The sequence below is a fragment of the Pseudomonas psychrophila genome, from assembly GCF_001043005.1.
Classification (GTDB): domain Bacteria; phylum Pseudomonadota; class Gammaproteobacteria; order Pseudomonadales; family Pseudomonadaceae; genus Aquipseudomonas; species Aquipseudomonas psychrophila.
The window spans coordinates 392,558-417,695 of sequence record NZ_JYKZ01000002.1 but is presented as its reverse complement, the minus strand read 5'-3'; the positions used below and the strand labels follow the sequence as shown (position 1 = coordinate 417,695).

The window sequence follows — 25,138 nt, the reverse complement described above, 5'->3', positions numbered from 1 at the left end:
GCAGAGGACAGTAAGCTTGGATGGGAACGTTTAGAAGCCAGCGAAAACGATAAGCCGCTTTATCAGAAACGGATGCAATGATGCAGATTTCAGATGTGGAAGTTTTCAGCGCCATTGCCGAAAGTGGCAGTCTCTCGGCAGCCGCCAGACGGCTTGGCCTGTCGCCCATGACAGTGTCCCGCAGGCTGGCCACTCTTGAAGGCGAACTGGGTGTTCGGTTGTTTCATCGAACAACGCGCTCCGTGTCGCTAACGGCCGAAGGCGAAACATTTCTACCCTTTGCAACCACGCTGCTGGAAGCCAGTGAAGGGGCTAGAGTCAGTCTCAAATCCAATGCCGGTACGGCCAGTGGTGTCTTGAAGGTCACTGCTCCCAGCGTTTTTGGACAGTCAGTGATCATGCCCCTGATTCCCGATCTGTTGGCTGAGCACCCGGCGCTACGGGTTGATCTGACACTCTCGGATAGCATCGTGGATATTGTCGGTCTCGGAATCGATGTCGCTATCCGCATTGCGACATTGCGGGATTCGGCTTTGATCGCGCGCCCCCTCGCCCCAAATCCCAGAGTGCTGTGCGCCAGCCCCGCCTATCTGAAATACCACGGCATACCGGCCACGATGGACGCACTGTCGGGCCACCGTCGCATAGCGTTGCACGGAATGCCTTACTGGCCCTTCATGCGTGACGGTGACGCGGTTGCCATACGGGCGGAGGGCGTTTTTTCGGCTAACAGCGTCGAGGCGGTACGAGCGGCGAGCAGGCAAGGTTTAGGGGTGGCGATGCTGACATACTGGGATGTCCGTGATGATCTGGATGCCGGAACCCTGCGCCTGATCGAGTTGCAGGATGTCAGTCCTGAACAGCTCTACATCACCGCAATATTGCCCACCCGACAGCACGTGCCCCATAGAGTTGGTGTGTTCCTTGAGCGTCTGGAGTCGGTGCTCGGCACAAACGGTTGTCTTCCTCTGTAGACAACCGTGCAATGGAAGGCATACGAACGCTTGAGTCAGAATGATGGAGTGTCTGCAGCCTGCTCCCGTTGTCCCGCACTCGGATGATGGAATAGCACTCGATAGACCGTCAAAACACCTAGCATCGGTGCCAGTGCGAACACTCCAAAAAGCCAGGTTGCTGCGCTTGAGGCGCCCACGATACCCCCGGGATCGGTCAGGCCCGCAATGTTGGCCACCATTCCCGCCAGGGCCGCACCGAGCGCAGTGGCGAACAACTGTACGGTTGTGATCGATGCTGCTGCCAGGTCCTGCTCACCTGCCGAGGATACCTGGAAGACCCGGGTCAGCAGATGCGGCCAGGCCAGTCCAACGCCCAACCCGATAGCGCCCAGCGCCAGGCAGATAGGGGTAAGTGCGAGCCAGTTGCCTTCGCTTTCAGTTCCCATCAAAACGGCAAGCGCAACCATACCCGCCAATCCAAGTATCGGGCCGGCGAGGATCGCGCGCCTGATGTTTTTGCCATTGGCACCGGCGCTTGCGATTGATCCCAGCGTCCACCCGGCTGCCATAAGCGCTGCAAGGTAGCCCGCAGCCAGAGGTGACTGGTGGTGGAGAACCTGAAGGAAGAGCGGCACAAATATTTCGCCACTGGTTACGGCGATCGCAAGCAGCGACATGGTTGCATAAAGCGCCCCCAGGGCCGATGTAATCCGCAACGCACCTTCTGGCAGCAAGCGGTGCCGGGCGCGGCTTTCCGTTGTTATCAGCAAGGCCGTCAGCAGGACGGCGACTCCCAGGCCGACCATGTTCAAGATGAAAACTGAGGAGACACTGACCGCCGAAATAACGAGAACAGCCGATGTCAGGAGAACGAGTTGAGTGAGAGCAAGCGGGGAGGCTGGAGTGCTCTGCGAGCCGCGTTTGGGTAATACGACCACCGCGAGCAGGGCGAACAGCGTAGCGACTGGAATCAGCGACCAAAATGCAGCCCGCCATATGCCGAGCTCTGCGAACACGCCGCCAACCGCAGGGCCAATGAGCGTTGCTACCCCCCACATCCCGGAGATCAAGGCCATTGCGCGTGGCCACAAGGCTTCACTGAAAACAAGCCTGATCATGGCGTAGGAGAGCGCGAACAAAAACCCGCCACCCAGTCCCTGAATAATGCGTCCGGCAAGCATCAAAGGCATTGAGGGCGCGAACGCACAAATCAGCGTACCGATCGCAAACACCAGTGTTGCGATCATGTAGGCCCCGCGGGGCCCCGCGCTCTGGAGCAACCTGGCCGACAACGCCGACCCGAGAATCGATGCCGCGACAAACAGTGTGGTGTTCCAGGCGTAATAGTCGATACCGCCGATGTCCCTAACGACAGAGGGCAGAATCGTCGTGGAAATATAGACATTGACTGCGTGAAGGACGACTCCGCCTGCAAGTGCGAGAGAGCGCATGCCATTCCTGCCGGAGAGCAGGGCTCCCCAGCCTGTGCTTGAAGGGGCGCTATCTTCTGAGGGCCATGGGTTCGATCCGTGTTGTGAGGATTGATCTGATGGGATGTGACGCTTGTCCATGTTGGCTCCACTTCAAGAAATCATCCGCAGCTGCGAATGAAGGCTTGCAAAGGCAAACCGACACTCCTTATAAAACCTCATGTATAGATGAGGTCAAGAGGGGAACGGAATCCATGATTGATGTGCGCGTACCTATTTCGGTCGGAGAGTTAGCCCGCCGATGCGGCGTTACGATAGCCACCGTCCACTTCTATGAAGCCAAAGGGCTGATTCACGGGCAGCGCAGTGCAGGTAATCAGCGTCGTTATGGCAGGGACACTCTTCGGCGCATTGCCATCATCAAGATTGCAAAACGCGCGGGCATTCCGCTCGCCGCGATCAAGGCTGCGCTGGACGAACTTCCAACGGGAAGACCTTTGACTTCAAAGGACTGGGCGTACCTTTCCACGGGGTGGAGAGACATGCTGACTGAGCGGATTCTGAGCCTGACCCGGCTTCGTGATCAGCTTGACGGTTGTATCGGTTGCGGATGCCTGTCGATGGAAGACTGCCCCCTGCGTAATCCAGGGGATCATTTAAGCCTGCAAGGCCAGGGTGCGGTTTTGTTAGAGCAGGGCAACGGTGCTGCAGATTGAGAGAAGTGCTGGGTGAGCGTCTGGGTTTAGACGGGAGCTGTCATCAGTCGCTTTTGTACACGGTCAGGTAAAACATGAGTCGTGAACTGCGTGCGGGCTGGAACAAACGGTGATTCTTTGCTTCAGTTCACCTGCTGCTAGACACGTCGACCCATAAGGGGCCGGCCCTGGAGAATGCAATGAGCCCTCGATCTATTCGTTCGACCGCACTGGCTGTCACGCTCAGCCTCGGCTTTTTTCCTGGCGCTGACGGGGCCCAATACAGCCACTTAAATCCCACAGCCAGCACCATCAGTTTTACCTACAACCAGATGGGATCAAGGGTGTATGGCACATTTGGCAAGTTTGTCGGGACCCTCGACTTCGATACCGCTCACCCCGAGGCTGCCCAGGCCAAACTGGCCATCGACCTCAACAGCATCGACTCCGGTAGCGAAGAGGCCAACACTGAGCTGCAAAAATCCGCCTGGTTCGACACCACGGCTTATCCGGTGGCGACCTTTGAGTCGACCCTCATCAAAGACCTGGGCAACAACCGCTACCAGATCACGGGCAACCTTACACTCAGGGGGCTGACCCGGGAGGTCATAGTGCCGGTGCTTCTGAAATCAGATCAAGCCATTGGCATCTTCGACGCAGAGTTGGTCCTTAAACGCAGTGACTTCAACGTCGGCGCAGGCGAGTGGTCTGACAGCCTTGTTTCCGACAACATCGATATACGCTTACGGATGGTTGCACCGCAGCAGTGAGGCGACTGCTGGGCAAAACGACAGGCTCCAGCCGCTGCCATTACGTGATCGCTGAAAGCGTATGATGGTGAGCTTTCGTTTTTTCGATACGGACATCGCCATGCTTGCCCAGAAAGTCTGCCCAGTAGTTCTGTCTTCTGCACAGCCTCTCAAGATCCTTTTGTTCCGTCATCCGCAGGCCGGGGTGCAACTGGTGAAGGGAACGATTGAGGAGGGGGAGGCACCCTGTCGTGCGGCTCTGCGTGAATTGGTGGAAGAGTCAGGGATAAGCACCGCTACAATCGAAGACGATCTGGGATGTTGGGATTCCGGTCATCAGGGCCAGATCTGGTCGTTTCAACTGTGTCAGGCGACTGGACCACTGCCTGAGCAATGGTCACATCAGACGCTTGATGACCATGGTCATGTTTTCGAGTTTTTCTGGGCTTCATTCGAGCATTTGCCTTATGGCGATTGCCACCCGGTTTTTCGTCGGGCCCTGGTCTTTCTTGGCGAGGTCTTGGGCGCGCGTGGGCATTTGATCGACAAGCCCCTCTCGCTCAGATGACGGCCTTCTGTTTTCGGTCGCTTCTGGCCGATTGCTTCCTGTCACAAGGGGCTGCAATCGACATAAACCAGTGGTGCGCAGATTATGGGGCTGTAGTCCAAAGGTCCTGGGCGAATCCATTCTTTATCGCAAAGCCTGTAGCAGTTTCTCGACAACGAGGACTTCGACGGCGCCTTCAGGGGTGCCTGCGTCAAAAACAGCGCAACACGCCGATGCACCGCCGTCGCAGATACGGTAAACGGCAATAACACCACCGGGCCCGCAACCGGTGTGCCCGCAGAGGGTAAAACCCCCTTCAATCGAACCCTGCATCAAACCCAGGCCGTACCCAGGTGCAAGCCATGGGCGTCCAGGAATCGGCCCCCCCAATGCTTTTGCTACCTGCATTTCCTGGAGCAAACCCGCAGGCAGGAGGTGCCCCGCGAGAAGTCGGTCGAGGAATAGCGCTGATTGCGAAATGGGGCCTATCAGCAAGCCGTGATATACCCAGCCGGGGTCATAATTTGATCCATTTCCAAGGTGAGCATTTCGTAAGTCTGCTCGCGTTTTGGCGAAGCGAACGCTCGAAAGACCCAGCGGCGTCAGTGCGTATCGATCCACGGCTTCTTCAAGCGACAGATCGGTCACCTGTTCAATTAGCCTGCCGATGAGCAGGTAACCCACATTCGAGTAACGCCATCCGGTTCCGGGGCTATATCGAAGCCGGGCACCATCAAGGCGCTGCATCATTTCTTCTACTGACCATGCGGCCTCATCGTTAGCGACGGCGGCGTGATAATCCGCAAGTTCACCATAGTCGGCGAGCCCTGCCTCATGTCGAAGCAGTTGGCGTAACGTGAAAGGTTGATCAAGAATCGAGGAGTCCAGTCCGAGCCGTCCATCACGCACCAAACACAGCGCGGTAGCGGCTAGAAGGGTCTTGGTAAAACTCCACCAAGGCACTTCCAGTTCTGATCGGTCGGACGCAGATGGCTGACCATTTGATACGAGTGAGCTCAGCATTGACTTCCTTGTGTGGTTGAGCAGATTAACTTGCCAGCAAGATATTCCATTCGCCTTCGCGCGGGAGAGTGCAACGCCAGGTTGAGGCTTTTGTCATGGCTTGCGCGGCGGGCTGCCCTTGGCAGTTCAGCTATCCGAAGGTGTGTCCAGCCAACACGTGCAGTTTCGGTCGCGACGTATAAAGTGCGGCAGAAATCTTAAATGATTGCCTGCACGTTACTCTGCTTGCATTTGCCTGTTCCAGCCGAAGGTGTCGGCACAAGGGGCCAACCATTGGCGGATTTTTGGATTGCACGCCAGCGCCTCGGGCTCCAGCAAGCGCGCCCCTAAATTGGCATGGCGCACAAAGCGTACACCAAGGCACTGTTCCAGCTGTCCGACCAGCAATGGGAAGTCCATGAGTCTGTGCAGCCGAGGCCACTTGATCAGCTTGCGGTAGCGCAGTTGCTGGGACTCAATGCGCAAGTCATCGTTCTGGCGCCACTGGATGTTGAACTGTCTGTCATGACGCGAGAGGTCGACACACCAGTTCCCGCTGGAGGGTATGCACAGGTCGAGCTTCAAGCTTTCAGGCCGCAATCGGTTGCGCTTAAAGAACCAATGCTCGGGCGGTTCGTTGCTCAGGTCGATGGAGCAGACGCTGTATGCCACCTCGGGGACTTCGAACCTGGCGAACCATTCAGCAATTTCGGGCTGGGTTGGATGATCGAACATGCTTGGCCTCTTCCTGAGAGCGCGTTGGATAGCACGCAAGTTTAATCGTTTGTCGCGCCAGGGTCACCGGTACACAAGGCCGCCATTGGCTTGATGGCGGCCTCTGAGTATGTAGATCTGGCGTTGGTGGCCGTACGTTCACCCCCCCTTCATGGCCGGTATTCAGAACCCATGCCTCGTCATGACTGAGCGCTCAGGGCCAAAAGCAGTCGGTCGACGGTCTTGGTTGAGGTGGTTATGCTGGCATCTTTTCACGTGCAGGGTTGAGCGTATGACAGAGGTGTATCAAGGAAGCTGCCTGTGCGCAGCAGTCTGCTACGAACTACTCACTCCACCAACAGCAGTGAGTCATTGCCATTGCAGCCAGTGTCGTAAAGGCCACGGGGCTGCATTCGCTTCGTACGCCAGCGTTCCCCGCAGCGCGCTACGGATACTTGGCGGCGCCAGCAGTATCAAAACGTATGCTTCCTCGGAGACGGTGTTACGCGAGTTCTGCGCACACTGTGGTTCGACGTTATTCTGGTCACGATCACAAGGCGAATTTGCCGACTGGGTTTCGATAGCACTGGGTACGCTCGACACGCCCTTCAAGCCTCAAAAGCAAAAACACGTTTATGCCGACTCCGCAGTCCACTGGTACACACCCTCCAAACAATGCCCTCAGGTCGACTGACAGCTTCAGTCAGGTTGCAGTCCATTGAGGGAGGTAGCAGCCGGCCAAAGTGGAACTCAATATGAGTCCACACAATGATTAGCGATTCACTTTCAGGAAAAATACAGCGGCTTCCAAAATAAATTCAAGATATCAGCCAGACTTGTCGATGCGTTCCTTACAACCTAAAGGAGCATCAGCATGAGCATTAATCGATTGGCGATAGGTGCAAGTCTGTTTTTTGCATTGAACAGTGGCAGCCAGGCTGCTGTCCCTTTAGGCCAAGGGGTTATCCAGTTTCATGGCAGTGTTGTGGAGTCGAGCTGTATTGCCCACGTAAACATGAGTTCGAGCTTTGAACTTCAAAGATGCCCGCAGCCCATGCTGGGTACAGCGGTTAACGTACGCACAGTAGAATCGACCCGCTCAGTCAGTGCTGCCGGGCATTCCAGCGTCAAAGTCAAATTGCTCGCTGTCAGCAGTCCAGACGGTCGCTATTACAATCAACGATTCGAGTTGGTGGATGGTTCGGGCAAGCCAGTGCAGTCGGGGCGTTACTTGATTACTGTGACTTGGCTCTGAAGACAAGTCGTTGGCTTGCGTTTGAAGTGGTACCTCGGACCCAGAAGGGATATGGGGGGGGAGCCTTAATCCGGCTTATCAATCGAATGAGTGAATAGACCCTCCTGATTTCGAGCTATTAAGGGGTTGGCGGTAACGCTTGAATGACTTCCACTGCCAACTTTTCAACACTGTCAGCCCCGTCAATCCGTAAGACGGGGGCTATTTGTTCTGATAGCCACAACTCGTGCCTCGCCCGGTTGCGCCCTGAGAAATTCGGGTTGTCGTACTGCGAGGCCCACTCCCGAAAATCCCCATGTATTTGGTGCATGTCACCGCGACTGCTATCCGATTTCCAAACAGCTTTTTTTCACGCGCCGCCAGCCGCTCAAGGCGCACAGGTGTTGCTGTTACGATAAATACAATCAGGTCGACCCGGGTCACCAGTGCATCTCCCCAGTCCATACAAGAACCGGTCAACACCCAGTCTTCGTGACCCAGTTTTTGCTGGATTAATGACACGCGCTCACTGGCAGGTCGCTTGGTCGTGAAAGGAGGGTTGGTGGGCATCCAGAAAAAATCATCGACATCGACATGTCGTACGCGGAGCAATGTTGCGAGCTTTTGACCCAAAGTGGTCACGCCCGCACACGAAGCACCTGTGATGTAAATCCGCATTTTTTCCTCCATGAATACACGTCGGCTTTCAGGTCAGTAAGGTTTTCTGCACCTGCGGGGTCCGGTTTTGTTACGGCGTGGTGGCGAATCCCGGAACAAACCAGCCCGGGTCAGGGCGGGTTCACTCCTGGATCAGATTATCCCGCGTGCACGGTTCAATCAGTCTTCGCAGAACCTGATCCGGTTCCCGAACGGGTCATGGACTTCCAGTATCTTCCCCCAACCCTGCTGGACAATGTCGGGACGTCCGTACCCGTACTGCCTGGACAGCAATTCATCGCGAAGCAGTTCGATATTGTGCATCGGGACAAAAATCGTTGTCCCGGGGCTCGCATCGCCATGATGTTCTGAAAGGTGGATGTTCAACCCGTTGCGGCTGATCCCCAGGTAAAGAGGCATGCCGGCCTCGAAGCGGTGTTCGAACTCGACATGAAAACCCAGAAAATCAAGGTAAAACTCGCGTGCCTTGGCTTCATCGAACATTCGGACTATGGGGATTGGGCTTTCGAACGTTATCGCGTTTGGGGTGGTTTCCTGGGGCAGCAGCGCTGACGCAGTGTTCCAGTTCTTGTAGCCCAGTTGCTGTGCTACCAGTTCCAGCGCGGTCGAATGCGTAACCTCTTGGCCGCGCGCTTCAAGCACAGTACGCAGTCGTTTGGCCATTTGCTTGGCGTGTTCAATTGAAATCATCGTTCCTCCTGGAGTCGAGGCAGACGGGTGCTCGCGTTGCCAAACCTCGACTGCAAGAAAATCGACAGGATTTGGAGAGTGCAAAAATACTTTCACCAGTCCCTGGGGGCGCGAGCGGCAGGCAGTATCAGCCGGCGCTCAGCATACTCATTTTGATCAACGCGCAACAAGTCGTGAACCAATAGTCGTTCTTGATTGCGCCCTGTGGGGGCCGATCAACCACCGTCGCAGTGATACACCTGCGGACTCCAGTACCGGTTTCCACTGGGTTTTTCGCGAGTCCAGCCATTTGCTGCCAGTTGCCTGGCAATCATGCGATTCATTAACCCATGGCCGAGCAGCAGGACCGTTCCTTCGCTGGCCATGGACTGCAGTTGTTGCGCCCCGGCGCAGGCGCGGCCCTTGGCAGTGGCAGCGGATTCAACGCCGGGTGAGTAACCGCACAACCACAAGAGGCGTAGCACAAATGCCCATGTAAACGGCGATAGGCGTGGCAGCTTCCAGCGGCCATAAGGCAATTGGGCCTCACAAAATAGCGCGTCGACCAAGGAAGGTTTCAGGCCGAGCGCCCGAACGGAGGTCAGCGCTCGAGGTGCGCTGCTTGAGACGATCACCGTGGCGGTTGCGGCGAGTTCGAGGCTGGCATCGGGCGCCGGCTGGCGGGTGATTCCGGATTGGTTGTAGTGCTCGATCCAGTCTTTCATGTCGAGCGCTGACAGTTTGCCGAATTCGTCCAGCTGTGGCTGGCCATGGCGCATCAGGATTATTGTCCTGTTCACAGTGTGTTTACGTCCTTGTGCTTGGGGAGGCTCACTTGTAACAAGCCCCATGCCATCGGTTTGGGAGGCGATGGCCGTCGGGTTCCGGAGGTTAGTTGTCGGCGGTGACGGATGGGCGGTTCTTCCTGGAGGCCCGCGTCCCGTGGCTTTCAAACCAGCCGTGATCACGGTACCACGTCACAGTATCCATGATTGTCAGTTCTGGCGCCCGGAAGCTCAGGCCCAGTTCCTGTTCACTTTTATGGTGGTTGAAGTGGGTGCGGTGCTCCTCTCGTATCAACAGGCGCAGGGTGGCCATGCTCAATAGAACGGGCTTGCCGGTCAGGCGGGCATAGATCTCCTGCACCGCCGCCAGGGCATACAGAACGGGCGTGGGCACTTGTCGCACGGGTGTCTTGACGCCTGCGATGCGTCCCAGAGCAGGTACCAGATGACGCATCGTCATGTGACGGCCTGCTGCCAGATAGCGCTCACCTCGCCGGCCATGTCTGGCAGCAGCAATCAGCGCGACTGCCACATCACGGGCGTCGACAACGGAGAAACTACCGGGGATCAGCCCGGGCAACTTACCGTTCACCACATCGTTGACCAACTGTCCTGAGGACGTCGGTCCCATGTCGGCAGGCCCCCACATCCAGCCGGGCAACACCATGCAGGCATGCATCTGGGGGTGGGTTTCCAGGAACGACAACACCTCCCGGTCGCTGAGGATCTTGCTGCGGTAGTAGTCATCGGCATCTGTCTCGGCCCGCAGGCACGTCTCATCGATAGACGTGCCCGGTGCGCCGTTGAGTACAGCAATGGACGATGTATGGATGAATCGTCGTACTCCGGCATGGTATGCCTGCTGAAGCAGTTCTCGTGTACCGGTGACATTGATCTGTTCGAGAGCCTTCCAGTGGCTGCCGCCCTTGTAGCTATCGCGAAAATACGCCGCAGTGTGAAACACCGTATCGCAGCCTTGCAGTGAAGCGGCGAATGCTTCGACCTCGGCCATGTCTCCAACGACAAGCTGCACATTTGCCAGGTCCTTGAACTGCTGTTCGCCTTTGGCCCTTGAGCGGACCAGCGCTTTGACGGTATAGCCGCGAGCGAGAAGTTCTCGCACCAGGTTGTTGCCCAGCAAGCCGGTTGCGCCGGTCACAAATACGTTGCGCGGCGCGTGTTGTGCAGAGTCCTTTTGGCCGGTAGGCATACAATCCAATCCAGTGGTTTCGAAGGCCTGTAGATATACCGTTTAGAGCGCTTCTGAAAAACAGCGAGTACTGCATAATGGCTTTGCACATATGCAGACCAGGGAGGATATGACGCATGGCGTTGCAAGCGAATTGGGACGATCTTCGACTGCTGCTTGCGGTATCGCGGCGTGGCAGCTTTCTTCGGGCGGGCCAGTTGCTGGGTATTGCGGCCTCTACCGTGTCCCGCCGCCTGACTCAGCTGGAAGCTGCCTTGGGCGAGCCCCTTGTAGAGCGGGGTGTTGAAGGATGCCGGTTAACCTCGCGTGGCCAATCCCTGGTGGACGTGGCCACGGCTGCTGAAGCAGGCTTGAGGCGTCAAGCCGTTGCTGACACCCCGGGTTTGCACACAGAGCTGTCCGGCAGTGTGCTGGTCAGTGCAGGGGAGGGGTTTTCTTCTGGGGTGCTGGAGGCCGTGAGTCGCTTCACCACTTTGCATCCGCGTTGCTCGGTGGAGTTACTGATCACAGCCGATTTTCACAAGATCGTCCGCGGCGTTGCAGACATTGCGATACGCACCCTTCACCTTGGCGAACCCTCGCTGATTTATCGACCCATTGGTCGCTTCACCTACGGTGTCTTCGCGGATTCCGGGTACCTCAAGCGATTTCCAGGAGTCACGGTGGCCACTGCAGTCAATGTGGCCCTGCTTCCTCCGCTCGACATGTTGCCGCAAATGCGCGCAGCAAAAGCCGCTGGTCTTGACCGTGCGCAAATCAGCGTGAACTCGTTCACCGTGCAACTCGAGTCGGTGCGTCGAGGTCTGGGGGTTGGCGTACTGCCTCGTGTTCTGGCGAAGGATCTGATCGAGGTGTTCGAGGACATTGAACTTCCAGATCTGGAGGTCTATCTGGTGACCCGACCTCAGGCCTTGAAGCAGGCCCATATAAAGTGTTTTTTTGCCATTCTGGAGCAGGTACTGCTCGAAGCCCTTTCTACAGAAACGGTCGAGCGTAGCGTAGAAGGGTGACCCTCTATCGCCAGCCCAATAACGGGTCGAAAGTGCAAGGCATCCATGGCTTTGGGCGCTGGCCGACGGTGTAACTTTTTTGTGGATTGTTTCTCATTCCACGGGGCTAAGTGCATCTGTCCCGTGACGCGACAATCTGTTGCTGCAGCGATGTGTAACTGCTTGTATCCTTGCTCAAGGTGAAGGCAAACAGCTGCCGTTATTGCCTTTCCCCAACAGTAGCTTGAACGGAAAAGTGGACTTTCCATTAGGTAATGACGTGAAGCGCGATACCCACCTGGTTGTTCTTTTGCTGTTGGTTATCGGCTGTTCCCTGGCCTCGCTGACTGTCTGGAAAGTACTGGCCTCTCGAGATCGAGCGCTGGAGGATGTGAACGTCCATGGTTTGAACCTCACCCAGGCGCTTTCTACTTACTCCGAAGGCATTGTCCGGCAAAGTTCGCTGCTTTTGCTCGGGCTCGTGGAACGTCTGGAGACTGAAGGTAGCGGCTCCCTCCAGATCGAACGGCTAAGTGCGCTGGTCGACCGCCAGCAACCCCTGATGCCACAGCTCAGCGGGATCACGATCTACGACAATCACGGACGCTGGTTGATGTCTTCCAACCGGCCGATACCGGCCGGGGCCAACAGCAGTGATCGTGCCTATTTCATTCACCATCGCGACGATCCGTCCCGTGAGACCTTTATCGGCCCGCCAATCCAGAGCCGTGCCAATCATGAATGGGTGGTCACTGTCAGCCGGCGCTTCAATGATGCCCACGGAGCGTTTGCCGGGGTGGTAGCAGTAACCCTTGGCGTGGAAAACTTCCTGCGTCTGTTTGGCAAGATCGACGTGGGGCAGGAGGGGGCCATCGGGTTGTCCTATACCGACGGTACGTTGCTGGTTCGCTATCCCTTCCGTGAGCAGGACATGGGCCGCAACTTTTCGAAGTCGCCGATCTATGCAAAATACCTGGTAGATCGATCCGTCGGTACCGCATCGTTCACCTCCAGTCTTGACGGCGTGGAGCGGCTCTACGCCTTTCGAAAGAGTAATCAGTTGCCGCTGATAACGACCGTCGCACTGGGAAAGCGCGAAGCCCTCGCGGCGTGGCGTATCGAGGCGTTGTTGTCGGCCGTGGTGGTGACTGCTCTGCTGGGGCTCACCGGTCTGATCGGTCGGTTTTTGATCCTGGATATTCGTCGTCGAACCCGGGTAGAGGGTCAGTTACGGGGGGCTCAGCAGCAATTGCTTTCGTCGAACCGCCAGCTTGAGCTACTGGCGATGAAAGATGCCCTGACCGGCTTGGCCAACCGGCGCTGCTTTGATGTGACATTAGCCATAGAAGCGCGACGTGCGCAGCGGGAAGGGACGCCCTTGGCACTGCTGATGATCGATCTCGACTATTTCAAGCTGTACAACGATTCCCTTGGGCATGTGGCCGGGGACGCCTGCCTGCAGACGGTTGGCAGGATTTTGGAGGAGTGCGTTCGGCGACCGTCGGATCTAGTGGCCCGTTATGGCGGAGAAGAGATAAGCGTCATCATGCCCAACACCGACATTGAGGGTGCAGCAGTGGTGGCGCAACTTATCCTCGACCGCTTGAAGCAAGAGAACATCCCCCACAACGCCAGCCCGTTGGGACGAGTCAGTGTGAGTATCGGGATCAGTTCTGCCACAGGTGCGCAGCTGGATAACGTGCAGGGTTTAATCGAAGCGGCAGACCAGGCGCTGTATAGCGCCAAGGCTCTTGGGCGAAACCAGTGTGTGAAGCACGGCGAGTGAAGGCAGCGATACGGGTATCACTGAAGCCTTGGAGCAATAGGGCGTTCCTCTCGTCGAAATCTCTGACAGAAATATTGACCAGAATCGTCCTACATCGTTAACTGTATATTCATACAGTTAAACGAAGGCGTGCGTCATGAGCTTCACATTTTTGGGACCTCTTGCTGAGGGCGGGACAGGTTTGCCGCTTTGCTCATTCAAGATCCCGGCGGGATTCCCGTCGCCCGCTGCAGACCACATCGAGAAAGTGATCTCTCTGGATCAGGTGCTCAATGTGCGTGCGCCGCATGTCTATCTGGCATCGATTGAAGGCGACAGCATGCAAGGGGTCGGGATTTTTTCAGGTGATCTGGCTGTCATTGACCGCTCAATTGAGCCGGTTCACGGCCATATTGTGGTGGCGCTGCTGAACAATGACCCCATCTGCAAGCGCCTGTGTTTGCGCGGCAAGGATGTGATCCTCAAGTCTGAAAACTCCAAATACCCGGACAGGTACGTTATGGAAGGAGACGACCTGTCGATCTGGGGGGTTATCACGCACAGCGTGCGCAGCCATGGTCATTAAACGGGCTCGCCTATAGACCGCACAGCGCTTAGCCAGCGTGAAACAACTTCCAGCTCGTTGTCGGTAAACCCTTGCGTCAGCCGTGTGTTCAAGGGAGCCAACTCAGTCATCGCCTGCAGTGCTGCTTGTCGCCCGGCGTCTGTAAGCCAGAGCCGGAAGCTGCGCCTGTCCTGGTCATCGACCCGACGATCAATCAGGCCTGATTTCACCATTCGATCCGCCAGCCCCGTCATGGCTGACGGCGCAATATCCAGGGCGGATGCCACTTCTCCACTGAGAGCGCCATCGTGGGCACGGATCACAAACAGGGCGCCGGCTTGAGTCGCACTGATGCCCGCGGTATGGGTCATGTGCCGCTCAATATGCCTGGACAGGCTTTTTTGCGCGGTGTTGAGCAGGTAAATGTAGCGACGGTCATGTTTCATTTTTGAATATCCGGCAATTGGGTCTTCAGCCAATCGGCCACTATCGGCCATAACGCATTCGCGTGTCGCTTGCGAAAGAATCCCAGATGACCGACAGCAGATCCGTCGCTGTCTTCAGGGCCTAGCTGGCGGCGCTCAACAGTGCATCCAGTCAGGTGCCCCATCATCAGGTCGATGGCTTGCGCCGGTGCCCAGGGATCGTCATTGAAACCCAGCGCCAGAATGGGTATCGAGGGTCGGGCAAATCTGGCGGCGGCGTTGACGGACGGGTCATCAAAAAAGTAATGGCGCAGGCTGGTCCAGCGGGACCATTCGAGCATGACATTCGCAGGAAGATCTTCTCCCAGGCCCAACCTGCGCCCCGGAACGTAACCGAGCAGCTTTGCGGTAAGAGGGCCTATGAGCTTGAGAAGGATTGATACTTTCAAGCGTTCCATGCCTGGCTTTATAAACCTGAGGCAGCCTGCTTGTGAGCAGATTGTCACCGCGGCGCTCAGCGTGCGACTGCTTGCGCACAAACCGATGGCATGACCACCAAAGCTGTGGCCTACAGCCATATGGGCCAGGCCCGGGTAATGCTCGGATGCCCACTGCGTAACGGCTTCGACGTCGTTGTCGGCCCACGTTGTAAATCCGGATTTGACATCCTTGGGGTGTGGGCCGTCTCTGCCAACTCCCCGGTAGTTGTAGGTGATCACGGTGAAGCCGTTTTCTGCCAGAAACTGTGCAAACGGAAAATACATTCGTTCGGTGACTGCAGTAGCAGGATTGATCTGAACGACTGCCAGGGCGGTACCGATCGCCCCGTGAACGGTGAGTTGTACTGGGTTTGCGTCAGGGCCAATGACGGTGTGCCGGGTAGGGGTCATGATATTGTTTCGCATGTGAAATATAATAGTTAGCATACGAAATATATAAGCACAAAGCCATTCTTTTCCGCTGTTAACTGGCCATCCATATCGGTAAGATTTCCTGTTTTTTTCAACAGGAAGTCACCATGCAACGGATTGTAATACTGGGAAATGGCGGCAGCGGTAAATCAACCCTCGCCCGAGCCTTGGGCAAACGCCTCAACCTGCCCGTCGTGCACCTGGACCCTTTGTTCTGGGAGCCCGGCTGGACCGAACCGGACGCTGAACAGTTCCGCATGCGGGTCAGCCAGGCCGTCGCATCGGATGCCTGGGTGTGTGAGGGCAATTATGCCCGGCGTACCTTCGACCTTCGCCTGCCTCGTGCCGACGTGATCATTTGGCTGGATACGCCGCGCCTCACGTGTTTCACCCGGGTGATTATGCGCAGCGTAACTAACCGCGTTCGACCTGACCTTCCAGCCGGCTGTGGAGAAAAGTTCGATTGGGTGTTCCTCAAGTACGTATGGAATTTCGACCAAGGCTCGCGTCCGGGCATCGAAGCAGTACGCAAAACCGCAGGGCCGCATATTCCTGTCATTCACTTGAGGACGACCCGTCAGATCGCCGACTTTCTCGACACCTTGCCCGCAATGCCTGTGTCCGGCATTGACGGCAGCCCTGCATAGCGGCCACCCATTAAAAAAACAGGCCCTTAGCCCCAGATAACATGATTTTTCACACACTCAACCCTTCCATATAGTCCTCGCAAGCCCAATCGGAACATCCGTGTTCCATCGATGCGAGATAGATTTATGGATGACAAGTTAAAGCCCGGCTTGAACCAGGGCGCTGGTTTGGGGACGCGAGTGGTGTGGGGAGGGGAACAGGTCCAGCATCCTTACAACGCTACTCAGACTCCCATCGTGGTCAGTGCCGCTTATGGCTACCATGACATCGATGAGTGGTATGACGTGGCGCTGGGTAAACAGCCTGGCTTCATCTACAGCCGCATGAGCAACCCAACGGTTTCTGTGCTGGAGGACAAGCTCTGCGAGCTTGAAAGCGCCGAGTCGGCTGTCGCTTTCAGTACCGGGATGGCTGCAATCAGTGGCGTGCTGCATACCTTTCTGGCCTGTGGCCAGCGCGTGGTGTCTACCCGCGACAGTTACGGTGGAACCAACAAGATCTTTGAAGAGTTTCTTCCGCGCATGGGCGTAGAAGTCACGCTCTGCGATACCCTCGACATAGACGCCATCGAGCATCAGATCGCTAAAGGCTGCAATGTCCTTTATCTGGAAACCCCGACGAACCCCACGCTGAAAGTTCTGGATATTCGACGTCTTGTGGCGGCGGCGAAAAGTGTCGGGGCGCTGGTCATCGCCGATAATACGTTCGCGACACCGTTGAATCAGAACCCGCTTGCTCTCGGGGTCGATGTCGTCGTGCACAGTGCTACGAAGTTCCTGTCCGGTCATGGCGATGTGCTGGGAGGCGTGGTCTGCGGCAGCGAACAGCTGATGTCTCAGGTTCGCCATTATCGTGAAATCAATGGAGCCTCGCTGGACCCATTCTCGGCGTATCTGATTATTCGGGGTATCAAGACTCTGGCTTTGCGTCTTCGCCAGCAACAGACAAGCGCGCAAGCATTGGCTGAATACCTGTGCTCCGAGCCGTTGGTGGAGTCTGTGAACTACCCGGGATTGCCTCAGCATCCAGGTCACGCGATTGCACGCTCACAGATGCGCGGATTTGGCGCAATTGTCAGCTTCGTGCTGGCAGGGGGCATGGGCACAGTGATTCAGTTGTTACCGCTGCTCAAGTACGCCCATCGGGCGGGTAACTTGGGAGCGGTTGAAACCATCTATGGGCCGGCACGGACAACTAGCCATGTAGAAAACACCTTGGAAGAGCGCGAGGCGCTCGGGATTTCCGAGGGGTTGGTCAGGATCTCCGTAGGGATTGAAGATACGGAAGACTTGGTGGCGGATCTTAAACAAGCCTGTGCGTCAGTTCGCGACAAACAGCGCCATGAAAGTCTGCCGGCCGGAAAGAGAGAGCGTTTCACTAACGTGGGCGTCTGAAAACGATAAGGCTTCCGGAGTTAAGGCCGGACAGTCCTTCATGAATAGTGAAAACAATAACAACTAGCGACACTCTCATTGTGCTGCCGACGGGGCAGTTGCAAGAGATTGTTGTCCGAGCATTTCATGAGAATACAACCATGACTATCCAGGCAAATAGTGATCAATCCGATCCAAGCTTGAAGTTCAAGAAAGAAATGGAAACCCGACACATTGTCATGTTGGCGTTGGGTGGCGTCATTGGTACGGGATTATTCCTCACCTCCGGCTACACGGTTAATCAGGCCGGGCCCCTCGGCGCCGTGATTGCCTACATCATCGGTGCGGTGATGGTGTATCTGGTAATGGTCTGTCTCGGCGAACTGGCGGTACAGATGCCAGAAACCGGATCGTTCAGTAGCTATGCAACGCGCTACCTCGGCCCGGGTACGGGCTATACGGTGGCCTGGCTGTACTGGCTCACGTGGGCAGTCGCCATTGGTTCGGAGTTCACGGCGGCGGGCATCCTGATGGTTCGCTGGTTTCCAGACACGCCCGTGTGGATCTGGAGCGCGCTGTTTGCCATTGCGGTGTTCTTGAGCAACGTGGTGTCTGTCCGTCTTTTTGCAGAAACCGAGTTCTGGCTCTCGCTCATCAAAGTCTTGACCGTGATTACGTTTATCGTCATTGGTGGCGGTGCTATTTGCGGTCTCTTCCAGGTCCAGAATCTACAGGGTGCCGGGCTTTCGAACTTTACCCGTGAAGGGCTTTTCCCTACGGGATTCCTTCCCATTGCAATGACACTTCTAGCGGTCTCCTTCGCCTTTTCCGGAACTGAACTTATCGGGATTGCGGCAGGTGAAGCCAAAGATCCTCAGAAAAGTGTGCCCAAGGCCATCCGTACGACGGTAGTGCGTCTGGCGCTGTTCTTCGTAGGTACTATTTTCGTCCTGGCGACCTTGTTGCCACGCGAACAGGCGGGAGTCATTGAAAGTCCGTTTGTCATGGTGTTCGAGTTGATAGGCATCCCTTATTCAGCGGACATCATGAACTTTGTGATTCTCACCGCCTTGATCTCCGCTGCCAACTCGGGGCTCTACGCCGCGTCGCGCATGCTTTGGACATTGAGTGACCAAGGCCACATGCCTAAACGCTACGTGAAACTTTCGAAACGGGGCACGCCGGTCAACGCGATCGTTTTGAGCATGGTGGGCGCAATGGCCTCTCTGCTCAGCAGCGTGGTTGCCCCTGATACGGTCTATCTGGCCCTGGTGTCGATCTCGGGCCTTGCAGTCGTGGTCGTGTGGATGAGCATCGCGGCGAGCCAAATAGCCTTTCGACGCCAATACGTCGCCAATGGCGGGCGAGTCGAGGACCTGCATTTTCGTGTGCGCGGCTACCCTTGGGTACCTCTCGGCGCTCTGCTGTGTTGCTTGCTGGCCTGCGTCGGTATTGCCTTTGATCCTGAGCAGCGAATCGCGCTGTACTTCGGTCTGCCGTTTATCGCCTGGTGCTACTTCGTTTACTGGGTTACCCGTAAAAAGCGTGAAGAGCGACTGGCATTGGCAGCGGCTGCACATTGCACTGGTGCAGCGTGAATGGCTCGGGCGATGATTGAGCAAGAATAAGTCCTGATGAGGTTGCGCCGATGAGTCAAAAATCACTACCGCCCTTGAACTGGCTGAGGGCATTCGAAGTGTCGGCGCGGTATCTGAACTTCACCCATGCAGCCCAGGAACTGCACCTGACTCAGGGTGCAGTCAGCCAGCAGCTCCGTCAGCTGGAGCGTCACCTGGGTGTCGCGCTCTTCAAACGCCTGCCCCGAGGGCTTGGCCTGACTGAAGAAGGGCAGTCCTACCTGCCAGTGGTGCAAGACGCGATCAGTCGTCTTGCGGTAGGTACAAACGAGATTTTTGGCCAGCGTAATCGAAGGCATGTGAAGGTGCGTGGCAGCCTGTCCTTTTTTCACTACTGGCTGGCCCCTCGGCTGGCGGATTTTTGTCGAGACTATCCCCAGATCGACATCCGGTATATCAGCAACATCTGGGTAAAGGAGCCAGACGGCGAGGATGACCTGGAGATTCGCTGGGGCTGCGGCGAGTGGGCTGGATTGCACTCTCAGCGTTTGACCTGGGACATCCTCCAGCCCGTGTGCTCACCTGAACTCATGGCCCGCACCCCCATACGCGAGCCTCGCGACTTGATGAACCATTCCTTGTTGCATGTGCTGGGGTACGAGGAGGGGTGGGGGTACTGGTTGAAGCGGGTGGGCGCTGACGATGTCGATTATTCCCGCGGTCTTCAGTTCGACACACTGGTCTCCACCCTTCGCATGGCTGAACTGGGGCAGGGCGTTGCCCTGGCACGGTCTTCTGTGGTCGAAGACTTGCTCAAAAGCGGGCATCTGGTTGCTCCATTCAGTCATCGAATCGAGGCCAGCGAGTCTTTTTATCTGGTGCGCGAGCAGGCCGAAGTCCTTTCGCCTGATGCCGCGATATTTTCTACCTGGCTGGTGGCTCAATCCCACCGTCTTTTGTCATTCTGATCTGGAGTCATCATGCATTACGTAAGCACACGCGGCGGTGACGTGAGGGCGGACTTTCGAAGTGTGGTGCTGTCGGGGCTCGCCGAAGATGGCGGTCTCTATGTCCCGGCCAGTTTGCCGGTGTTCACCGAGAAGCAGATTGCCAGTTGGTCGTGGCTGCCATTCGACGAGCTCGTATGGCGCGTAGTGTCGCCGTTTGTAGGGGCTGCCATGGACGAAAGCACGCTGCGCACCTTGCTGAGCGACAGCTATCGAAACTTCAACCACCGCGCCATTACGCCCCTGGAGCAGGTTGGTCACAACGAGTGGATACTCCAGCTGTTTCATGGCCCGACCCGTTCTTCCAAGGATTTCGCTGCGCAATTGCAGTCGCGCCTGGTGGAGCACTTTCTGGATGAGGTCGGTGGTCAGGCGCTGATCATCGGTGCAACCAATGGCGATACGGGGCTGGCGGCCCTCGAGGCGTTTGCTGACTGCCCGTGTACACGCATGGCAATACTCTACCCACGCAGCGGAGTCTCGGCCGAGCAACTTTCTGTGCTACTGGCGGCAGATCCTGAGCGCGTTCAGCTGTATCCGGTTGACGGTAATTTCGACGACTGCCAGACGCTGGTCTCCCGGCTCATGCGTGACTGGCCGCTGGAAGGGATGATTCCGATCTGTTTCAACTCCACTAACTGGGTTGGAGTCCTTGCACAGATCGTTTTCTATTTTCACGCGGTCCTGCAACTGGGGGGCGGGACACGACCCGTCGGTTTCAGCGTTCCCGCGGCCAGCTCTGCCGAGATTTATGCAGGCTACGTCGCGCAGAAAATGGGATTGCCCATCAATCAGGTGATCATCTCCACAAACAGTAACGATGCGCTGCACCAGTTTTTTCATTGCAATCGTTACACGACCCAAGTGAGCAACCGTACGCTGTCCCCGTCGATGGATTTCTCTCTGTACTCAAACCTGGAGCGTTTCATCTGGGAGCTGTATGAGCATGACGGACGCTCAACGAAAGCACTTATGGAACACTTTGAGGCGTGTGGCGAGTTGAGCATCGGCAACCAGCAATGGCTACGGGCCCGGGTTCTGTTCGATTCCTATGCCGTGAACGAGGCACAGGTTCGCGAGGAGGTGGTCAAACTGTTCCGTGAGACGGGAGCCGCAGTCGATCCGCATACCGCTGTGGGCGTGCTGGCTGGCCGCATTCACCGACGCAGCCTGGGGGCTCCCATGGTGACCCTTGGGCAGATTGCACCGGGCAAGTCGGCGGCACTCTTGGCCGAACTGGGTGTGTGGCAGGGAGAGGTGCCCGCGACCCCCGAGGTGGGTGCCCAGCCACCAGGTCTGGCCAAAGACGATCTGGACGGTCTTAAAAGGGCGCTCTTGTCAGCGCAGCAGAGGTACCCATGAAGCGCATTCTGGATCCGCTGGATGAGCGCATCCTTGCCGAACTTACCGCCAATGCCCGAATAGCCCATGTCGAACTGGGTGCCAAGGTCAACCTGTCCCGTAACGCTGTGCGCCAGCGCATTGAACGCCTTGAGCGCGACGGCGCCATCCAGGGGTATACGGTGCTGCTCGGTGATTCCCGACGACCTTCGTCGCTGATCAGTGCCGTGATCTTTGTCTACCGCTACGACCGCATGCGTGGAGAAGAAGTACTTGCCGCCCTGCGCTCGCTCCCCGAGGTGGTTCAGTGCGAAGTATTGAGTGGCGAGTTTGATCTGATGCTTCGAGTCAATGCAGCGTCCCCCGAGCGTGTCCACCTTGTCTGGAAGGAAATCTCGGCGATGCCCGGGGTAGAAAACACCGTCACCTCATTTGTCCTTTCTGCAGTGTTTTAAGCAGCGAAAACACAAGCGGTTCTTTCGCTGTCAATCCTTAGCTGACCCCTTCTTTGTGACTCGGCCCTGGTGCTCGCATCAGTGTCGAGTGCATGCCTCCTCAACATCCCAAAACCACATACAACGGTTGATTTTGAGCCTGTCCATTGAGCAGTAGTGGGTAGGCGCAAAACGGCCAATTAATAGAGCACTCTGCCATATTCAACTGCCAGAACCCGACTCTTACGATGTTGCTATCGAACAACAACGTGCAAGAGGACAGCTTCATGACTGAGTACAAAATTGCCCTGGTAGGTTTTGGTGGCGTCAATCGCGGCCTGGCTCAACTGATCGCAGAGCGTAACGCCGAGTGGAAAGCCACTTTGGGTTTCAGCCTCAAGATTGTCGGTGTGACAGACCTGTTTCTGGGCTCCATCGTTGCCAGGGAGGGGCTGGATGCAAGGCAACTGGTTGCGCTGCCTGGCGAGCAGGGGGCATTCGCTCAGTTGCCTGGAGGCACCGCTGAGGCGTTTAACGAAACCATCATCAAGCATTCCGGTGCCGACATGATTTCCGAGGCCACCTTCACCAACCCTGTTGATGGTGAACCCGCAACCACGTTTTGTCGCTGGGCACTGGAAAGCGGCATTCATGTTGTGACCACCAATAAAGGGCCGATTGCACTGCACGGCGCCGAGCTCAAGGATGTGGCACGTCGCAATGGTGTTGCCTTCGAATACGAGGGTTCGGTCATGAGCGGTACGCCTGTGATTCGTCTGGCAAGTCAGGCTCTGGCAGGTGCAGATATTCAAGGTTTTGAAGGGATCCTGAACGGCACGTCCAATTACGTGCTGACTCGCATGAAAGACGGTCTGACGTTTAACGACGCAGTGGCCCAGGCTCAGCAGCTTGGCTATGCCGAGGCCGACCCGACTGCCGATGTGGAGGGGTATGACGTTCGGCTCAAGGTGGTGATCCTTGCCAATGAACTGCTCAATGCTCGATTGACCGTCAGTGATGTGGCGTGCTCTGGCATCAGCAGTATCAGCCCGAAAGACATCGCTCAGGCAACGGCCAGCGGGGCTAGTTGGAAGCTGATCGGTTCAGCACATCGCGAAGCCGATGGCTCGGTTCGGGCGAATGTGGAGGCTCGACTGCTGCCCAATGAACACCCCCTGGCAAGTGTTTCGGGTGCCCTGAACGCGGTGTCGTTCAACACGGGACTGCTGGGTGCCGTCACTGTCTGCGGCCCTGGCGCAGGTCGAATCGAAACCGCCTTTGCGTTGCTGTCAGACATCATTGCCATTCATAACCGCTACAGCAAGTAACAGGAGAGAAGTCATGACCGTATCCAGCATGGCCAGCATTCAGCTTGTTGATGCCAAACAGATTGATGTGTTCAGCCCTTTCGATGGTCGCTTGGTAGGAAGCCTACCTTGTCTCGATGCAACTGCAGTACCTGGCTTGCTGGAGCGCGCAAGGATTGGCGTGCGAGAGAGTGCGGCGATGCCTCGACACTTGCGTGCCCGCATCCTTGAGGATGCGGCGAGGCGTGTGGAGCTTGCCTCAGAAGCATTTGCCCGACTCATCGTTGCAGAGTCGGGAAAGACACTGAGACAAGCAGAGAAAGAAGTGAAGCGCTGCGTAAATACGCTGAAGCTGTCGGCCGAAGAAGCTCGTCGTAACGCCGGAGAGGTCATCCCCTTCGAAGCCTATGAAGGCTCCGAATCGCGTCAAGGCTGGTTTACCCGTGAGCCGCTGGGGCTGATCGTCGCAATCACGCCCTACAACGACCCGCTGAACCTGGTGGCCCACAAGCTGGGCCCAGCCATCGCCGGTGGTAATGCTGTGATTCTTAAGCCTTCAGAACTCGCCCCCTTGTCTGCGCTTAAGCTGGTTGAGTGCCTGGTGGAAGCAGGTTTGCCGCCATCCGTGGTCACTACGGCTACCGGCGGAGTCGACCTGGGCCAGGCATTGGTGCAGTTGCGCGAAGTGCGGATGATTTCCTTCACGGGTGGCTTTGCAACCGGCGAGTCCATTGCCCGCAGTGCAGGCTTGAAGAAACTGGCCATGGATCTGGGAGGCAACGCCCCGGTCCTCGTGCTCGAAGACTGTGACCTTGAACCGACCGTTGAGTCTTGTGTGTCCGGTGCCTTCTGGGCAGCAGGGCAGAACTGCATCGGAACACAGCGCATCTTCGTGCACCGTTCGATCTACGAAGATTTTCGGGAGCGATTTGTCAGCAAGACGCGTGCATTGGTCGTTGGCGATCCGGATCTGCGAATCACCGATGTGGGCCCGATGATCACGGAGCAGGCGGCTCGTCGCACGGAGCAATCGGTGAATGAAGCGGTGGCCGAAGGCGCTGTTGTTGTGTGCGGACATCGTCGCCAAATGGGGTGTTATGCGCCGACGGTTCTGGAGGGTGTAAGCCATGACAGCAGGATCTGGCAGCAGGAAGTCTTCGCGCCGGTGGTGATTCTGGAGCCTTTCGATCAGTTGGAGGATGCCGTTGCACTGGCCAACGCCCCGGAATACAGCCTGCATGCTGGCCTGTTCACACGTGATTTGTCCAAAGCATTGAAACTGGCCCGCCAAATTGAAGCCGGGGGTGTGATGATCAATGACTCTTCAGATTATCGTTTCGATGCCATGCCTTTTGGTGGCTTCAAATACGGAAGCCTGGGTCGGGAAGGTGTGCGGTTTGCCTATGAAGACATGACCCAGCCCAAAGTGGTCTGCATCAATGACATGGGTTAACCCCGGGTGAGCTGCACGCTTGGTGACACATGGTGTTCTGATCGTTAAAACATGGGCGGGTAATGCTCAAGGAACCGGATAGCAGGTTCTGGTAGCTGAGCAAACCCGCCCACATTCATCAGGCCGCGAGTTTCGAAGCACTGAGTGACTTCTTGAGTGAGGCTTTCATCGCCAGCATTTGCTCACCCAATTCATCCAGCTTGGCTTTCCCGAGCAGCTTTTTCGCCTGCGGAAACATGTCTGTTTCTTCTTCCTCGATATGGTGCTCAAGTAGCTCTTTGACGACTTTGAAACGCCCGGCGAACTCGGGTGTGGTCGGGTCGGTTTTCTTGAGATCGGGAAGGACGAGTGAGTCAACAGTGCGGTGTTCTTCTTTAGCCTCGTAGTACATTTGCGCTTGTTCCTTGCCGCCAGCCTCCTTGAAAGCGGGATAGAGGATGTCCTCTTCAAGTTGCGTGTGTATGGTGATTTCCATCTCAAGTTTATCCAGCAGTTCTGTGCGCTTTTTTATCGCTTTGTCCGTCGAAGCGCTGAGCTGAGCCAGAATCGATTTAACTTTTTCGTGGTCAGCTAACAGAATCTCAATGGCGTTCATTAGAATTATTCCTCACTATCACGGATGAAGGGTTCCCGCTCTGTCTGGGCGGGTTAATCGTCCTGATAGCTTTCGCAAA

General features: G+C 56.5%; 26 protein-coding genes and 1 pseudogene. 17 read left to right on the top strand and 10 right to left on the bottom strand.

The genetic code is table 11. The annotated features are described in order from the left end of the window. Positions 1 to 80: 80 nt before the first annotated feature. On the top strand, positions 81 to 974 hold the full coding sequence (locus TU76_RS08065) for a LysR family transcriptional regulator (RefSeq protein ID WP_037032310.1): 894 nt from the start codon (positions 81 to 83) through the stop codon (positions 972 to 974). Between the two features lie 35 nt (positions 975 to 1,009). On the opposite strand, the gene TU76_RS08060 is transcribed toward TU76_RS08065, so the two are convergent. Continuing rightward, positions 1,010 to 2,407 carry an MFS transporter gene (locus tag TU76_RS08060; protein WP_019825653.1) on the bottom strand — a complete coding sequence of 466 codons (1,398 nt, stop codon included), beginning with the start codon at positions 2,405 to 2,407 and terminating at the stop codon, positions 1,010 to 1,012. A gap of 233 nt (positions 2,408 to 2,640) precedes the next feature. On the opposite strand from TU76_RS08060, the gene soxR reads away from it, so the two are divergent. The 3 genes from soxR (at position 2,641) to TU76_RS08045 (ending at position 4,398) form a co-directional block, all read left to right on the top strand. Further along, positions 2,641 to 3,102, top strand: a complete 462-nt coding sequence (soxR, locus tag TU76_RS08055) for a redox-sensitive transcriptional activator SoxR (RefSeq protein ID WP_046809454.1) — start codon at positions 2,641 to 2,643, stop codon at positions 3,100 to 3,102. 179 nt (positions 3,103 to 3,281) lie between these two features. After that, the gene (locus tag TU76_RS08050; protein WP_046809455.1) at positions 3,282 to 3,851 is read left to right on the top strand and encodes a YceI family protein; all 570 of its coding nucleotides are present in this window, start codon (positions 3,282 to 3,284) and stop codon (positions 3,849 to 3,851) included. 100 nt (positions 3,852 to 3,951) lie between these two features. Next, on the top strand, positions 3,952 to 4,398 hold the full coding sequence (locus TU76_RS08045; RefSeq protein ID WP_037032326.1) for an NUDIX hydrolase: 447 nt from the start codon (positions 3,952 to 3,954) through the stop codon (positions 4,396 to 4,398). Between the two features lie 123 nt (positions 4,399 to 4,521). Here the strand turns inward: TU76_RS08045 and TU76_RS08040 are convergent, their stop codons facing one another. Beyond that, positions 4,522 to 5,400 carry a serine hydrolase domain-containing protein gene (locus TU76_RS08040; RefSeq protein ID WP_046809456.1) on the bottom strand — a complete coding sequence of 293 codons (879 nt, stop codon included), beginning with the start codon at positions 5,398 to 5,400 and terminating at the stop codon, positions 4,522 to 4,524. Positions 5,401 to 5,616: 216 nt separating this feature from the next. Then, positions 5,617 to 6,114, bottom strand: coding sequence for a hypothetical protein (locus TU76_RS08035; RefSeq protein ID WP_048351413.1), 498 nt, complete (start codon positions 6,112 to 6,114; stop codon positions 5,617 to 5,619). A gap of 271 nt (positions 6,115 to 6,385) precedes the next feature. Between TU76_RS08035 and TU76_RS24655 the strand changes: the two genes are divergently transcribed. Together TU76_RS24655 and TU76_RS08030 are read left to right on the top strand one after the other, a co-directional pair. Continuing rightward, complete coding sequence (locus TU76_RS24655) at positions 6,386 to 6,787, top strand: GFA family protein (protein ID WP_082136512.1); 402 nt, start codon at positions 6,386 to 6,388, stop codon at positions 6,785 to 6,787. Between the two features lie 180 nt (positions 6,788 to 6,967). Beyond that, positions 6,968 to 7,348 (top strand): fimbrial protein, encoded by a 381-nt coding sequence (locus tag TU76_RS08030; RefSeq protein ID WP_019825665.1) that lies wholly within the window; start codon positions 6,968 to 6,970, stop codon positions 7,346 to 7,348. Between the two features lie 118 nt (positions 7,349 to 7,466). On the opposite strand, the pseudogene TU76_RS08025 reads toward TU76_RS08030, so the two are convergent. The 4 genes and pseudogenes from TU76_RS08025 to TU76_RS08010 all read right to left on the bottom strand — a co-directional run bounded on the left by TU76_RS08025 (position 7,467) and on the right by TU76_RS08010 (position 10,669). Next, positions 7,467 to 8,005, bottom strand: a pseudogene (locus tag TU76_RS08025) (ATP-binding protein). 159 nt (positions 8,006 to 8,164) lie between these two features. Next, positions 8,165 to 8,695: a glyoxalase superfamily protein gene (locus tag TU76_RS08020; protein WP_019825669.1), complete on the bottom strand. Its 531-nt coding sequence runs from the start codon at positions 8,693 to 8,695 to the stop codon at positions 8,165 to 8,167. Positions 8,696 to 8,910: 215 nt separating this feature from the next. Next, on the bottom strand, positions 8,911 to 9,453 hold the full coding sequence (locus TU76_RS08015; protein WP_019825671.1) for a histidine phosphatase family protein: 543 nt from the start codon (positions 9,451 to 9,453) through the stop codon (positions 8,911 to 8,913). A 112-nt stretch (positions 9,454 to 9,565) separates the two neighbouring features. Continuing rightward, positions 9,566 to 10,669, bottom strand: coding sequence for an SDR family oxidoreductase (locus tag TU76_RS08010; protein ID WP_048351412.1), 1,104 nt, complete (start codon positions 10,667 to 10,669; stop codon positions 9,566 to 9,568). Positions 10,670 to 10,785: 116 nt separating this feature from the next. Between TU76_RS08010 and TU76_RS08005 the strand changes: the two genes are divergently transcribed. The 3 genes from TU76_RS08005 (at position 10,786) to TU76_RS07995 (ending at position 14,009) form a co-directional block, all read left to right on the top strand. After that, a complete protein-coding gene (locus TU76_RS08005) occupies positions 10,786 to 11,679 on the top strand; it encodes a LysR family transcriptional regulator (protein ID WP_048351411.1) in 894 nt (297 codons plus the stop codon). Between the two features lie 259 nt (positions 11,680 to 11,938). Continuing rightward, complete coding sequence (locus tag TU76_RS08000) at positions 11,939 to 13,444, top strand: GGDEF domain-containing protein (protein ID WP_019825675.1); 1,506 nt, start codon at positions 11,939 to 11,941, stop codon at positions 13,442 to 13,444. A gap of 136 nt (positions 13,445 to 13,580) precedes the next feature. Continuing rightward, complete coding sequence (locus TU76_RS07995; RefSeq protein ID WP_019825676.1) at positions 13,581 to 14,009, top strand: LexA family protein; 429 nt, start codon at positions 13,581 to 13,583, stop codon at positions 14,007 to 14,009. Here TU76_RS07995 and TU76_RS07990 read toward each other — a convergent pair. Beyond that, entirely contained in the window at positions 14,006 to 14,434 is a 429-nt protein-coding gene (locus TU76_RS07990; protein WP_019825677.1) for a MarR family winged helix-turn-helix transcriptional regulator, read from the bottom strand. The two genes, TU76_RS07995 and TU76_RS07990, sit on opposite strands and share 4 nt — an antisense overlap. Then, complete coding sequence (locus tag TU76_RS07985; protein ID WP_048351410.1) at positions 14,431 to 15,303, bottom strand: alpha/beta hydrolase family protein; 873 nt, start codon at positions 15,301 to 15,303, stop codon at positions 14,431 to 14,433. The genes TU76_RS07990 and TU76_RS07985 overlap by 4 nt, the downstream gene beginning before the upstream one ends. A gap of 128 nt (positions 15,304 to 15,431) precedes the next feature. On the opposite strand from TU76_RS07985, the gene TU76_RS07980 reads away from it, so the two are divergent. The 8 genes from TU76_RS07980 (at position 15,432) to TU76_RS07945 (ending at position 24,464) form a co-directional block, all read left to right on the top strand. Continuing rightward, a complete protein-coding gene (locus tag TU76_RS07980) occupies positions 15,432 to 15,971 on the top strand; it encodes a P-loop NTPase family protein (protein WP_019825679.1) in 540 nt (179 codons plus the stop codon). Positions 15,972 to 16,097: 126 nt separating this feature from the next. After that, a complete protein-coding gene (locus tag TU76_RS07975; RefSeq protein ID WP_048351409.1) occupies positions 16,098 to 17,366 on the top strand; it encodes a cystathionine gamma-synthase family protein in 1,269 nt (422 codons plus the stop codon). Between the two features lie 140 nt (positions 17,367 to 17,506). Then, complete coding sequence (locus TU76_RS07970) at positions 17,507 to 18,943, top strand: amino acid permease (protein WP_048351408.1); 1,437 nt, start codon at positions 17,507 to 17,509, stop codon at positions 18,941 to 18,943. 50 nt (positions 18,944 to 18,993) lie between these two features. Then, positions 18,994 to 19,890 carry a LysR substrate-binding domain-containing protein gene (locus TU76_RS07965; RefSeq protein WP_019825684.1) on the top strand — a complete coding sequence of 299 codons (897 nt, stop codon included), beginning with the start codon at positions 18,994 to 18,996 and terminating at the stop codon, positions 19,888 to 19,890. Positions 19,891 to 19,902: 12 nt separating this feature from the next. Beyond that, positions 19,903 to 21,291, top strand: coding sequence for a threonine synthase (gene thrC / locus TU76_RS07960; RefSeq protein WP_048351407.1), 1,389 nt, complete (start codon positions 19,903 to 19,905; stop codon positions 21,289 to 21,291). After that, positions 21,288 to 21,725 (top strand): Lrp/AsnC family transcriptional regulator, encoded by a 438-nt coding sequence (locus tag TU76_RS07955; protein WP_019825687.1) that lies wholly within the window; start codon positions 21,288 to 21,290, stop codon positions 21,723 to 21,725. Before thrC ends, TU76_RS07955 begins: the two co-directional genes overlap by 4 nt. A gap of 266 nt (positions 21,726 to 21,991) precedes the next feature. Beyond that, entirely contained in the window at positions 21,992 to 23,032 is a 1,041-nt protein-coding gene (locus TU76_RS07950) for a homoserine dehydrogenase (protein ID WP_046810725.1), read from the top strand. A gap of 13 nt (positions 23,033 to 23,045) precedes the next feature. Further along, on the top strand, positions 23,046 to 24,464 hold the full coding sequence (locus tag TU76_RS07945) for an aldehyde dehydrogenase family protein (RefSeq protein ID WP_048351406.1): 1,419 nt from the start codon (positions 23,046 to 23,048) through the stop codon (positions 24,462 to 24,464). Between the two features lie 118 nt (positions 24,465 to 24,582). On the opposite strand, the gene TU76_RS07940 is transcribed toward TU76_RS07945, so the two are convergent. Further along, entirely contained in the window at positions 24,583 to 25,059 is a 477-nt protein-coding gene (locus TU76_RS07940; protein WP_048351405.1) for a hemerythrin domain-containing protein, read from the bottom strand. Positions 25,060 to 25,138: the final 79 nt, after the last annotated feature.

What these genes read in the sequence shown, in the direction of transcription:
- TU76_RS08050 (WP_046809455.1), top strand. Translation starts at nt 3,282, where the DNA reads ATGAGCCCTCGATCTATTCGTTCGACCGCACTGGCTGTCACGCTCAGC.
- TU76_RS08045 (WP_037032326.1), top strand. Translation starts at nt 3,952, where the DNA reads ATGCTTGCCCAGAAAGTCTGCCCAGTAGTTCTGTCTTCTGCACAGCCT.
- soxR (WP_046809454.1), top strand. Translation starts at nt 2,641, where the DNA reads ATGATTGATGTGCGCGTACCTATTTCGGTCGGAGAGTTAGCCCGCCGA.
- TU76_RS07995 (WP_019825676.1), top strand. Translation starts at nt 13,581, where the DNA reads ATGAGCTTCACATTTTTGGGACCTCTTGCTGAGGGCGGGACAGGTTTG.
- TU76_RS08040 (WP_046809456.1), bottom strand. Translation starts at nt 5,400, where the DNA reads ATGCTGAGCTCACTCGTATCAAATGGTCAGCCATCTGCGTCCGACCGA.
- TU76_RS08005 (WP_048351411.1), top strand. Translation starts at nt 10,786, where the DNA reads ATGGCGTTGCAAGCGAATTGGGACGATCTTCGACTGCTGCTTGCGGTA.
- TU76_RS24655 (WP_082136512.1), top strand. Translation starts at nt 6,386, where the DNA reads ATGACAGAGGTGTATCAAGGAAGCTGCCTGTGCGCAGCAGTCTGCTAC.
- TU76_RS07975 (WP_048351409.1), top strand. Translation starts at nt 16,098, where the DNA reads ATGGATGACAAGTTAAAGCCCGGCTTGAACCAGGGCGCTGGTTTGGGG.
- TU76_RS07955 (WP_019825687.1), top strand. Translation starts at nt 21,288, where the DNA reads ATGAAGCGCATTCTGGATCCGCTGGATGAGCGCATCCTTGCCGAACTT.
- TU76_RS08065 (WP_037032310.1), top strand. Translation starts at nt 81, where the DNA reads ATGCAGATTTCAGATGTGGAAGTTTTCAGCGCCATTGCCGAAAGTGGC.
- TU76_RS07985 (WP_048351410.1), bottom strand. Translation starts at nt 15,303, where the DNA reads ATGACCCCTACCCGGCACACCGTCATTGGCCCTGACGCAAACCCAGTA.
- TU76_RS07970 (WP_048351408.1), top strand. Translation starts at nt 17,507, where the DNA reads ATGACTATCCAGGCAAATAGTGATCAATCCGATCCAAGCTTGAAGTTC.
- TU76_RS08020 (WP_019825669.1), bottom strand. Translation starts at nt 8,695, where the DNA reads ATGATTTCAATTGAACACGCCAAGCAAATGGCCAAACGACTGCGTACT.
- TU76_RS08015 (WP_019825671.1), bottom strand. Translation starts at nt 9,453, where the DNA reads ATGCGCCATGGCCAGCCACAGCTGGACGAATTCGGCAAACTGTCAGCG.
- TU76_RS08035 (WP_048351413.1), bottom strand. Translation starts at nt 6,114, where the DNA reads ATGTTCGATCATCCAACCCAGCCCGAAATTGCTGAATGGTTCGCCAGG.
- TU76_RS07980 (WP_019825679.1), top strand. Translation starts at nt 15,432, where the DNA reads ATGCAACGGATTGTAATACTGGGAAATGGCGGCAGCGGTAAATCAACC.
- TU76_RS07990 (WP_019825677.1), bottom strand. Translation starts at nt 14,434, where the DNA reads ATGAAACATGACCGTCGCTACATTTACCTGCTCAACACCGCGCAAAAA.
- TU76_RS07950 (WP_046810725.1), top strand. Translation starts at nt 21,992, where the DNA reads ATGACTGAGTACAAAATTGCCCTGGTAGGTTTTGGTGGCGTCAATCGC.
- TU76_RS08030 (WP_019825665.1), top strand. Translation starts at nt 6,968, where the DNA reads ATGAGCATTAATCGATTGGCGATAGGTGCAAGTCTGTTTTTTGCATTG.
- TU76_RS08010 (WP_048351412.1), bottom strand. Translation starts at nt 10,669, where the DNA reads ATGCCTACCGGCCAAAAGGACTCTGCACAACACGCGCCGCGCAACGTA.
- TU76_RS08060 (WP_019825653.1), bottom strand. Translation starts at nt 2,407, where the DNA reads ATGCGCTCTCTCGCACTTGCAGGCGGAGTCGTCCTTCACGCAGTCAAT.
- TU76_RS07940 (WP_048351405.1), bottom strand. Translation starts at nt 25,059, where the DNA reads ATGAACGCCATTGAGATTCTGTTAGCTGACCACGAAAAAGTTAAATCG.
- TU76_RS07965 (WP_019825684.1), top strand. Translation starts at nt 18,994, where the DNA reads ATGAGTCAAAAATCACTACCGCCCTTGAACTGGCTGAGGGCATTCGAA.
- TU76_RS07945 (WP_048351406.1), top strand. Translation starts at nt 23,046, where the DNA reads ATGACCGTATCCAGCATGGCCAGCATTCAGCTTGTTGATGCCAAACAG.
- thrC (WP_048351407.1), top strand. Translation starts at nt 19,903, where the DNA reads ATGCATTACGTAAGCACACGCGGCGGTGACGTGAGGGCGGACTTTCGA.